This is a genomic window from Bradyrhizobium genomosp. III (genome assembly GCF_000261705.1).
GTDB lineage: Bacteria > Pseudomonadota > Alphaproteobacteria > Rhizobiales > Xanthobacteraceae > Bradyrhizobium > Bradyrhizobium ottawaense.
The window spans coordinates 22,292-30,769 of the sequence record NZ_AJQF01000066.1; the positions used below are offsets into that span (position 1 = coordinate 22,292).

9 protein-coding genes are annotated in these 8,478 nt (G+C 65.5%); 8 read left to right on the plus strand and 1 reads right to left on the minus strand.

Annotation, left to right across the window (positions count from 1 at the left end):
- Nucleotides 1-54: 54 nt before the first annotated feature.
- Genes IC66_RS0106625 through IC66_RS0106640 form a run of 4 tightly spaced genes read left to right on the plus strand, consistent with a single transcriptional unit; the run spans nt 55 to nt 3,287 of the window.
- Nucleotides 55-888 carry a branched-chain amino acid ABC transporter permease gene (locus tag IC66_RS0106625; protein ID WP_240536472.1) on the plus strand — a complete coding sequence of 278 codons (834 nt, stop codon included), beginning with the start codon at nt 55-57 and terminating at the stop codon, nt 886-888.
- On the plus strand, nt 888-1,871 hold the full coding sequence (locus IC66_RS0106630; protein WP_028143390.1) for a branched-chain amino acid ABC transporter permease: 984 nt from the start codon (nt 888-890) through the stop codon (nt 1,869-1,871). The genes IC66_RS0106625 and IC66_RS0106630 overlap by 1 nt, the downstream gene beginning before the upstream one ends.
- A complete protein-coding gene (locus IC66_RS0106635) occupies nt 1,868-2,599 on the plus strand; it encodes an ABC transporter ATP-binding protein (RefSeq protein ID WP_028143389.1) in 732 nt (243 codons plus the stop codon). Before IC66_RS0106630 ends, IC66_RS0106635 begins: the two co-directional genes overlap by 4 nt.
- The gene (locus IC66_RS0106640; RefSeq protein WP_028143388.1) at nt 2,583-3,287 is read left to right on the plus strand and encodes an ABC transporter ATP-binding protein; all 705 of its coding nucleotides are present in this window, start codon (nt 2,583-2,585) and stop codon (nt 3,285-3,287) included. The genes IC66_RS0106635 and IC66_RS0106640 overlap by 17 nt, the downstream gene beginning before the upstream one ends.
- A 164-nt stretch (nt 3,288-3,451) precedes the next feature.
- Here the strand turns inward: IC66_RS0106640 and otnC are convergent, their stop codons facing one another.
- Nucleotides 3,452-4,138 carry a 3-oxo-tetronate 4-phosphate decarboxylase gene (otnC, locus tag IC66_RS0106645; RefSeq protein ID WP_038947090.1) on the minus strand — a complete coding sequence of 229 codons (687 nt, stop codon included), beginning with the start codon at nt 4,136-4,138 and terminating at the stop codon, nt 3,452-3,454.
- A 104-nt stretch (nt 4,139-4,242) separates the two neighbouring features.
- On the opposite strand from otnC, the gene ltnD reads away from it, so the two are divergent.
- From ltnD to IC66_RS0106665, 4 genes are all read left to right on the plus strand, one after another.
- A complete protein-coding gene (gene ltnD / locus IC66_RS0106650) occupies nt 4,243-5,160 on the plus strand; it encodes an L-threonate dehydrogenase (RefSeq protein ID WP_028143386.1) in 918 nt (305 codons plus the stop codon).
- A 14-nt stretch (nt 5,161-5,174) separates the two neighbouring features.
- A complete protein-coding gene (gene otnI / locus IC66_RS0106655) occupies nt 5,175-5,957 on the plus strand; it encodes a 2-oxo-tetronate isomerase (RefSeq protein WP_028143385.1) in 783 nt (260 codons plus the stop codon).
- A complete protein-coding gene (otnK, locus tag IC66_RS0106660) occupies nt 5,954-7,228 on the plus strand; it encodes a 3-oxo-tetronate kinase (protein WP_038947091.1) in 1,275 nt (424 codons plus the stop codon). The genes otnI and otnK overlap by 4 nt, the downstream gene beginning before the upstream one ends.
- A 168-nt stretch (nt 7,229-7,396) precedes the next feature.
- On the plus strand, nt 7,397-8,478 hold a 1,082-nt coding region (locus IC66_RS0106665; protein ID WP_038947092.1), incomplete at its 3' end, for an MCP four helix bundle domain-containing protein.

Consider the following 8,478-nt stretch of genomic DNA (forward strand, 5'->3'; position numbering starts at 1 on the left):
GACAGACTTTTGACAGCGCAAGCCATTATCCAGAGTCTCGCGAGCGGCCTCCTCATGGGGCTGCTGTACGGACTGATCGCGGTCGGCCTCGCGCTGATCTTCGGCCTGATGGACGTCACGAACTTCGCTCATGGCGAGTTCCTGATGATCGCGATGTACCTGTCCTTCTTCCTGTTCGCGTTCTTCGCGATCGACCCCTTGCTTTCGGCGCCGTTGGTCGCCGCGGCGCTCTTTATCTTCGGAGCGGTGGTCTACTTGCTCATTGTACGCTTCGCCATGCGGGCCAAGGCCAACGCCGGCATGGTGCAGATCTTCACCACGTTCGGCCTTGCCATCGTGATGCGGGGCCTGGCGCAGTTCTTCTTCACGCCTGATTATCGCAGCATTCCGCAATCCTGGCTCGGTGGCAAAACCATCTCGGTCGCCGGCATCTTCCTGCCGGAGCCGCAGCTGGTCGGTGCGCTGGTCTCGATCCTCGCCTTTGCCGGCCTCTACTTCTTCATCCATCGCACCGATTTCGGCCGCGCGCTGGAAGCCACCCGCGAAGATCCCGGTGCGGTCGCGCTGGTCGGCATCGACAAGAACCGCGTGTTCGCGTTCGGCTGGGGCCTTGGTGCCGCGCTGGTCGGTCTCGCTGGCGCGATCATGGCGAGCTTCTTCTATATCTATCCCGATGTCGGCGCGTCCTTTGCGCTGATCGCCTATGTCACGGTGGCGCTCGGCGGCTTCGGCAGCGTGTTCGGCGCCTTTGCCGGCGGCATCATCGTCGGCCTCGTCGAAGCGACCACCGCGCTGGTGCTGCCGCCGTCGCTGAAATCGGTCGGCATCTACGCGGTCTATCTGCTGGTCGTCTTCATCCGGCCGCGCGGCCTGTTCGGATCGATCTGATGGACAAGGATTTTGCAGCGCGGCGCCGCCGCGACCTCATCATCGCCGCGGTGCTCGCCGCGATTGCCGCAGCGACGCCATTGTTCGTGAAGGACGTCGTCGTCCAGAACATCCTGATCCTGACGCTGATGTATGCGGGCCTGTCGCAGAGCTGGAACATCCTGTCCGGCTATTGCGGGCAGATCTCGCTCGGGCACGCGCTGTATTTCGGCCTGGGCGCCTACACCACCGAGCTGCTGTTCACGAAGTTCGGCGTGCTGCCCTGGTTCGGCATGCTGGCGGGCGGCGTCGTGTCGGCGCTGATCGCGATGGGGCTCGGTTATCCCTTCTTCCGCCTGCGCGGCCATTACTTCGTGATCGCCACCATCGTCATCGCCGAGATCGGCTTGCTTCTGTTCCACAACTGGGAATGGGCCGGCGCCGCGATGGGCATCACCATTCCAATCCGCGGCGACAGCTGGCTGAAATTCCAGTTCCTGCGCACCAAGCTGCCATACTTCTATTTCGCGCTGGCGCTGTGCTGCCTCGCCTGGTTCGTCACCTGGTGGCTGGAGAACTCAAAATGGGGATTCTGGTGGCGTGCGGTGAAGGACAATCCGGACGCGGCCGAGAGCCTCGGTGTCGACGTGTTCAATTCCAAGATGGGCGCGGCCGCCGTCTCCGCCTTCCTGGTCGCGGTGGGTGGCAGCTTCTATGCCCAGTTCGTCTCCTACATCGATCCTGAAAGCGTCATGGGCTTCCAGTTCTCGCTCTTGATGGCGCTGCCCGCCGTGCTCGGCGGCATCGGCACCCTGTGGGGGCCGGTGTTAGGGGCCGCCATCCTGATCCCGCTGACGGAGCTGACCCGCTTCAAGTTCGGCGGCTCCGGGCGCGGTGTCGACCTCATCGTCTACGGCACGCTGATCGTCCTGATCTCGCTGGCCTTGCCGCGGGGACTGCTCAGCCTGTTTTCACGCCGGAAGAAGACGGGGGCCGCACGATGACCGCGCTTCTTGAAACCCGCGGCGTCTGGCAGCGGTTCGGCGGCCTCGTCGCCAACAGCGACGTCTCGATCTCGGTCGGCCGCGGCGAGATCGTCGGCCTGATCGGCCCCAACGGCGCCGGCAAGTCGACGCTGTTCAATCTCATCGCAGGCGTTCTGCCGCCGACGCAAGGCTCGATTCTCTTCGACGGCGAGGACGTCACCCACATGCCGGCGGCCGAACGCTGCCAGCGCGGCGTCGGCCGCACCTTCCAGGTCGTCAAGAGTTTTGAGACCATGACGGTGATCGACAATGTCATCGTCGGCGCGCTGGTGCGCAACACCGTGATGCGCGAGGCCCGTCGCAAGGCGCACGAGGTCTTGGAGTTCACCGGCCTTGCCGCGCGCGCCGACGTGCTTGCCAGCGACCTCGTGCCCGCCGAGAAGCGCCGTCTCGAAGTCGCCCGTGCGCTCGCGACCGAACCGAAACTGCTGCTGCTCGACGAAGTCCTCACCGGCCTGACGCCGACCGAAGCGCAGACCGGTGTCGCGCTGGTGCGCAAGGTGCGCGATGCCGGCATCACCGTGTTGATGGTCGAGCACGTCATGGAGATCGTGATGCCCTTGGTCGATCGCGCCATCGTGCTCGATCTCGGCAAGGTGCTGGTCGAGGGCAAGCCCGCCGATGTCGTTCGCGATCCCAAGGTGATCAGCGCATATCTGGGAGATCGTCATGCTCAGCGTGCGTGAAGTCACGACCGCCTATCAGGGCCTGGTCGCGATCTCCGCGATCTCGATCGAGGTCCAGAAGGGCGAGATCGTCTGCGTCGCCGGCGCCAACGGCGCGGGCAAATCGACGCTGCTCAAATCCATCGCCGGCGCCGAGCGGCCGCGTTCCGGCACGGTGACGTTCGACGGCAAGCGCCTCGACGGCATGGCGCAGCACCACATCACGGCGACCGGCATTGCCTATGTGCCGGAGAATCGCCGCCTGTTCCCGCGCCTGTCGGTGCGCGACAATCTGCGTCTCGGCAGCTATCTCTACCGCGGTGACGCGAACCGCGAGGGGCCGCTCGATCTCGTCTTCCAACTGTTTCCCCGCCTGGCCGAGCGCCTGGAGCAGCGCGCCGAAACGCTAAGCGGCGGCGAGCAGCAGATGCTTGCGATCGGCCGCGCGTTGATGACGCGCCCGCGTCTGTTGATGCTGGACGAGCCCTCGCAGGGCATCATGCCAAAGCTCGTCGACGAGATTTTCCAGGCGGTGAAGCGCATCCGCGATGCCGGCATGACCGTTCTGATCGTCGAGCAGCGCATGGCCGAGTGCCTGGAGATCGCCGACCGCGCCTACATCCTGCAAACCGGCCGCGTGCTGATGCAGGGGCCCGCGGCCGAGATCAGGGGCAATCCCGACGTGAGGAAGGCGTATCTGGGACTGTAGGCGTTGACGCCGTCGCCGCACCCTCCGCCGTCATCCTGAGGTGCGCGCTCTTGCGCGCCTCGAAGGATGAGCCGCGAGCACCCGGAGCCCATCCTTCGAGGCTTCACCTTGCGATGCATCGCATCGCAAGGCTCGTACCTCAGGATGACGGCGGTGGGTGTGGTTCAATGACCGTGCCCATGCTCCGGCAACGTCACCCCAAACACCTTCACCAGATCCGCCACCTGCTCCGGTGACAGATAGCGCGGGTTCATCCCCCGCAGCAGCAGATAGAGCTTCGCCGTCTCCTCCAGCTCCTCCGTCGCGAACACCGCGGCTTCCAGCGTGTCGCCGGCAACGACCGGGCCGTGATTGGCGAGCAGCACCGATGAATATTTCCCCGCCAGGCCCTTGATCGCATCCGCGACCGCGGGATCGCCGGGGCGGTAGTACGGCACGAGCGCGGTGGCGCCGCATTTCATCAGATAATAGGCCGTCATCGGCGGCAGCGCGGCGCGCGGGTCGATCTCGGGCAGCATCGAGAGCGCAACCGACTGGGTGGAGTGCAGGTGCACGATGGCGCGGGCACTGCCGCGCGTGTCATAGAGCGCGGTGTGCAGCGGAACTTCCTTGGTCGGGGCATCGCCCGACACCAGCCGGCCCCTCTCGTCCAGCCGCGACAGCTTCGCAGGATCGAGGAAACCGAGCGAGGCATTGGTCGGCGTCACCAGCCAGCCGCCGCCGTCCAGCCTGACGCTGATATTGCCGGAGGAGCCGGGCGTCAGCCCGCGCTCGAACAGGGACCGTCCGAAGCGGCAGATGTCCTCGCGCAGCCGCGTCTCGTTGCTCGCTTCAGGTTTCATGGCCGTCATGCCCGCTTGTCTCACGCTTTGGCAGCGCGGCCAAGGCGTGATATCGGTTCGCCGAGCCGCCGCAAAAGCCGGCCGTCCGGGAAACGTTCGCAAGGGTTAGTTGCATGTCCGCCTCCACGTCACAAAATCAGCGCATCGCGGTCATCGGGCTCGGCTCGATGGGGTTTGGCATGGCGACCTCGCTGAAGCGCGCCGGCCACGCCGTCACCGGCTGCGACGTGTCGGCCGAGGCGGTGGCGCGTTTCGTCAAGGATGGCGGTGCGGGTGCCAAAACGCCGGCCGAGGCGGCCAAGAGCGCGGACATCGTCGTCAGCGTCGTCGTCAATGCCGCGCAGACGGAAGCCGTCCTGTTCGGCAAGGATGGGGCCGCCGAGACCATGCCTGAAGGCAGCGTCTTCGTATCCTCCGCCACGATGGACCCCGACGTGGCACGACGCCTTGCCAAGCAGCTGGAGGCGACCGGCCGGCATTATCTGGATGCACCGATTTCCGGCGGGGCGCAGCGCGCCGCGCAAGGCGAGCTGACGATCCTCGCCTCCGGCAGCCCCACAGCGTTCGCGAAGGCGCGGCCTGCGCTCGATGCCATGGCCGCAAAGCTCTACGAGCTCGGCGATGCCGCCGGCCAGGGCGCCGCCTTCAAGATGATCAACCAGCTGCTCGCCGGCGTGCACATCGCCGCCGCCTCGGAGGCGATGGCATTCGCCGCCAAGCAGGGCCTCGACATCCGCAAGGTCTATGAGGTGATCACGGCCTCCGCCGGCAATTCCTGGATGTTCGAGAACCGCATGCCGCACGTGCTCGACGGCGACTACACACCGCGCAGCGCCGTCGAGATCTTCGTGAAAGATCTCGGCATCATCCAGGACATGGCGCGCAGCGCGCGATTCCCGGTGCCGGTCTCCGCCGCCGCGCTCCAGATGTTCCTGATGACATCGGCCGCGGGCATGGGCCGGGACGACGACGCCTCGGTGGCGCGGATGTATGCGCAGGTCACCGGCGTCAAGCTGCCCGGCGACAAGTAACGAAGAGGACGCCAATGCCCCGTTTCGCCGCCAATCTCTCGATGATGTTCACCGAGGTGCCGTTCCTCGATCGCTTCGATGCCGCAGCCCAGGCTGGCTTCACCGCGGTCGAGTTTCTCTTTCCCTATGAGCATCCGGCCGAGGCGGTCGGCGACCGCCTCAAGCGCAACGGCCTGACCCAGGCGCTGTTCAACCTGCCGCCGGGCGACTGGAACGCCGGCGAGAAGGGCTTTGCGGCGCTCCCCTCGCGCTTCTCCGATCTCAAGGCGGGCCTGGAGACGGCGCTGCCTTACGCCAAGGCGACCGGCGTCAAGCGCCTGCACCTGATGGCCGGCATCGCCAACCGCGGCGAGCGCGTCGCGATCGAGGCATTCTACAAATCGGTGGCATGGGCTGCGGAGTTCTTCGCCCCGCACGGCATCGATATCGTGCTCGAGCCGATCAATGCGCGCAACGTGCCCGGCTACTTCCTCAACGATTTCGGCTTTGCGCGCGATCTGATCCAGGAACTGAGGCTTCCGAACCTCAAGCTCCAGTTCGACATCTATCACTGCCAGATCATCCATGGCGACGTCACGATGCGGCTGCGCGAGATGATGCCGATCATCGGCCACATCCAGATCGCCAGCATCCCTTCGCGCAACGAGCCTGACGGGGAGGAGCTGAACTATCCGTTCCTGTTCGAAGAGCTCGACCGCCTCGGCTATGCCGGCTTCGTCGGCTGCGAGTACAATCCGCGCGGCAAGACCACGGATGGCCTTGCCTGGTTCAAGCCTTACGCTGGAGTGAAGCCGTGACACTTGCGTTGGGCTGCATCGCCGACGATTACACCGGCGCTTCCGATCTCGCCAACACGCTGACGCGCGCGGGCCTGCGCACCGTGCAGACCATCGGCGTGCCCGCCGACGATCTCGCACTGCCCGAGGTCGATGCCGTCGTGGTGTCGCTGAAGAGCCGCTCGATCGAGGCCGGCCTTGCCGTGTCGCGTTCGCGCGCGGCGGATCAGTGGCTGCGCGGCCGCGGCGCCGGCCACGTGCTGTTCAAGATCTGCTCGACCTTCGATTCCACGGACGCCGGCAATATCGGCCCGGTGATGGACGCGCTGCGTGCCGATAGCGGCGAAGGTGCCGTGCTGGTGACGCCGGCCTTCCCGGAGACCGGCCGCACCGTCTACCAGGGCAACCTCTTCGTCGGTGCCGTGCCGCTCAACGAGAGCCCGCTGAAGGACCATCCGCTCAACCCGATGCACGATTCCAACCTGGTGCGCGTGCTGGCGCGCCAGAGCGGGACGCAGATCGGTCTCGTCGATCTCGCCACCGTCACGCGCGGCGCAGATGCCGTGCGGGCGCGGCTGGCCGAGCTGGCGGGCAAGGGCATTGGCGCTGCCATCATCGACGCGGTCTTCGACCGCGACCTCGAGACCATCGGCCTCGTCGCCGCCGAACATCGGCTGTCGGTCGGCGCCTCCGGCATCGGCCTCGGGCTCGCGTGTGCGCTGGTGTCAACGGGTAAAGTCAAATCGGCCGGGGCGAACGGCGAGACCGGCATTGCCGTCGGCGGACCGGCGGCCTGCCTCGCCGGGAGCTGCTCTCAGGCGACGCTTCAGCAGATCGCCAACGCCGAACGCGTCATGCCGGTGCTTCACCTCGATCCGGACCGTATCATTACGGGGGGCGGCGAAGCACAGCGTGCGCTGGACTGGGCGAGACCGCGGCTTGCGGAGGGGCCGGTGCTGATCGCCTCGAGCGCGACGCCCGATCAGGTCGCCGCACTGCAGGCGCGGCACGGTCGCGACGCGGCCGGCCACGCGATCGAGCAGACCATGGCCGACATCGCGGAAAGCCTTGTAAAATCAGGCGTGCGGCGACTGATCGTTGCCGGCGGCGAGACCTCCGGTGCGGTGGTCGATCGGTTGAAGATTCCCGGATTTCTCGTCGGAGTGGAAATCGCGGCAGGTGTCCCGGTGCTGCATGCGGTGGGCGCGCAAGCCGACATGCTGCTCGCTCTGAAGTCCGGAAACTTCGGCGGCGCTGAATTTTTCTCCGACGCGCTTAGGCTCATGCGCTGAGCGCAGAGCATTTTTAGCGACGTGTTCATCTCTTTGAGGCTCCGTACTCGTACGGAGTCGTAGTTAACATCTGCGCAGGTGCTCTGGTGTTGGATGTTGGTGCTGCTCCCTTTGGTTGATTCGTAATACCTCCGGACGCGCACCGCGCCAGCACAAAGAGACCCGATTATGCTTGCCACCATTTCCATCCGCGCCAAGATCATCAGTGTCGTGGCGTTCCTGCTGGTCGCAATGGCCGGCATGGGTCTCCTGGCCGTCATGAAAATGCGGTCGATGAACGCCAACACGATCGACATCACCACGAGCTGGATGCCCAGTGTGCGAGTGCTTGGCGAGCTGCGTGCGAGCGTCATCACCTATCGCAACGTGGTCCGCCAGCACATGCTTTCCGAAACACTGGACGAGAAGCTCGCCAACGAGAAGACGGGTGTGACGGTGATCGAGGCGCTCGCCAAGATCCGCGGCCGGTACGAGCCAATGATCACCTCGCCGGAGGAGCGGGCGCTCTACAACCAGTGGGCAAAACTCTGGGACGACTACAAGAAGGGCACCGAGGAGGTGATGGCGCTCTCGCGCAAGGAGGCCGGCAAGGTCCCGCACGAAGCCCAGGAACTGAACAGCAAGACGGTCAACAAGATCGGTCTTGCGTCGGATGAGGTCCTGATGAAGGACATCGAGCTCAACACCAAGGGTGGCGATCAGGCGGCTCAGGATGCCGCGGACAGCTACTCCTATGCTTTTATGCTGGTCTCGATCATTCTCGGCGCCGCCGTCATCATCGGCATCGGCGTCGGCTTCTATCTCGTCCAGGACGTCTCGAAGGGCATCAACTCGATCATCGAGCCGATGCAGGCGCTGGGCAAGGGCGACCTCTCCGCCGAAGTCCCGCACCGGGGCGAGAAGACCGAGATCGGCGCCATGGCCGACGTGCTCCAGATCTTCAAGGAGGCGCTGATCGCCAAGAAAGCCGCCGACGAGGCTGCGGCCACGGATGCCGAAGCCAAGATCGAGCGCGGCCGCCGCGTCGACAACATCACCCGCGAATTCGAAACCATGATCGGCGAGATCGTCCAGACCGTGTCGTCGGCCTCGACCCAGCTGGAAGCCTCCGCCTCGACGCTGACCTCGACCGCCGACCGCTCCCAGAGGCTGGCGACCACCGTTGCCAGCGCTTCGGAGGAAGCCTCGACCAACGTGCAGTCGGTGGCCTCGGCCACCGAGGAGATGGCTTCGTCGGTCGGCGAGATCAG

Coding starts and splice junctions, on each gene's coding strand:
- IC66_RS0106625 (WP_240536472.1), top strand. CDS start 55: ATGGGGCTGCTGTACGGACTGATCGCGGTCGGCCTCGCGCTGATCTTC.
- IC66_RS0106630 (WP_028143390.1), top strand. CDS start 888: ATGGACAAGGATTTTGCAGCGCGGCGCCGCCGCGACCTCATCATCGCC.
- IC66_RS0106635 (WP_028143389.1), top strand. CDS start 1,868: ATGACCGCGCTTCTTGAAACCCGCGGCGTCTGGCAGCGGTTCGGCGGC.
- IC66_RS0106640 (WP_028143388.1), top strand. CDS start 2,583: ATGCTCAGCGTGCGTGAAGTCACGACCGCCTATCAGGGCCTGGTCGCG.
- otnC (WP_038947090.1), bottom strand. CDS start 4,138: ATGACGGCCATGAAACCTGAAGCGAGCAACGAGACGCGGCTGCGCGAG.
- ltnD (WP_028143386.1), top strand. CDS start 4,243: ATGTCCGCCTCCACGTCACAAAATCAGCGCATCGCGGTCATCGGGCTC.
- otnI (WP_028143385.1), top strand. CDS start 5,175: ATGCCCCGTTTCGCCGCCAATCTCTCGATGATGTTCACCGAGGTGCCG.